Source organism: Dyadobacter linearis, assembly GCF_907165045.1.
Classification (GTDB): Bacteria; Bacteroidota; Bacteroidia; order Cytophagales; family Spirosomataceae; genus Dyadobacter; species Dyadobacter linearis.
Genome location: NZ_CAJRAU010000022.1, coordinates 1 through 1,260, shown reverse-complemented (window position 1 = coordinate 1,260; position 1,260 = coordinate 1). Strand labels below are relative to the sequence as shown.

The following is a 1,260-nucleotide window of genomic DNA, read 5'->3' as shown; positions in this document are numbered from 1 at the left end:
ATATGCTCAAAAGGTGCAGGAGAGATAAACTCAAAGTCATTTTCGTCAATTACATATCCTTCCTGGTGTAATTGTTTGATAATTTCCTGCTGATACACTGTGTTCCAGACCAGGATAATATTGGTAATCAGGTTCAGGCTCCTGACTACTTTCTGTTGCTGCTCTTCCTGTTTTCTTCGGACAATCCCATCACTACCAAACCACAGGTAAAGCCTTAGGTTGTGAAGCTGTTCTCCTTTGATGAGTTGCGTATTTATCTTTCTTCTTAAAGGCAGATTAAGCAGGTATTTAAGAATAAAGTTGGTTTTTATCAGCTGGCCGTATGCTTGCAAAACATACATCAAATTGTTTTGACGTGGGTAAGACTGGAGTTTTGAAATCAATAATGATGCAGTCACTCGTCCTGACTTAATAGAGGCGGCCACTTTTAAAAGTTCGTCAAAATGTTGTTTTAAATATTCCGGATTAACACGTCCGGTAAATTTCAATGCAGGATATTCCCATTCCTTATCCTTTATTTTACACAACCTCTGGTCTTTTATGTCCCGGATCCTTGGGCAAAAATCCATTCCTAGCAAATCAAACAAGGCAAAGATCAAATCTGAATAACCAGCTGTATCAGTGGTATGTTCGAGAATGGGCAAATCGGTTTCATTTCCAATAATTTCATCCAAGACATATGTGGCATCCCTTTCAGTTGAAGAGATGCTACGGCTGCCATACTGGCTATACTGATCAGAAGTATGCGTATAAAAGGTAATGCCTTTACCGTATCCAAAGTAATTGGGTAGTGCTTTTGCATTCCGCATTTTTCCACTGGTCGGGAAGCGCTGTCCGTCTGAAGATGAAAGTGTACCCCCTCCCCAATAACCGCTTAGCCATTGTCGGTAATGAAAATTAACAAGAGTATCGTTTGCCTTTTTAAGATTTTCTTCTGACAGATAGTTATTGCTTGTCCACCAAAGTGATTGATAGTCAAGTTCACAAGACCTGGCTAGATCCGATAAGGGTAAATTACAACCCGCAGCAAACACAGCAGCGTATAAAAGGGACTGGTGCTCCGGGTTGCGCGGTTCGTTTTCCAAGCCGTGAAGATGTTCTGAAAAGTTTATCCATGCATCTACTTCTTTTATGATATCAGTAATATTGACTTTCGGGAGCCGCTGATTAATCTGCTCCCTAAGGGCTTTTGCTGAAAGGGGAATATCTTCTGCCGGAAGTGCCGGCACTACCAATACACCTTCTTCAAGCCGTATTTCT

1 protein-coding gene is annotated in these 1,260 nt (G+C 41.1%); it reads right to left on the bottom strand.

The window, feature by feature from the left end:
• Nucleotides 1-1,260: Tn3 family transposase (locus tag KOD92_RS27335; RefSeq protein ID WP_215236787.1), on the bottom strand; the 1,260-nt coding region annotated here is incomplete at both ends.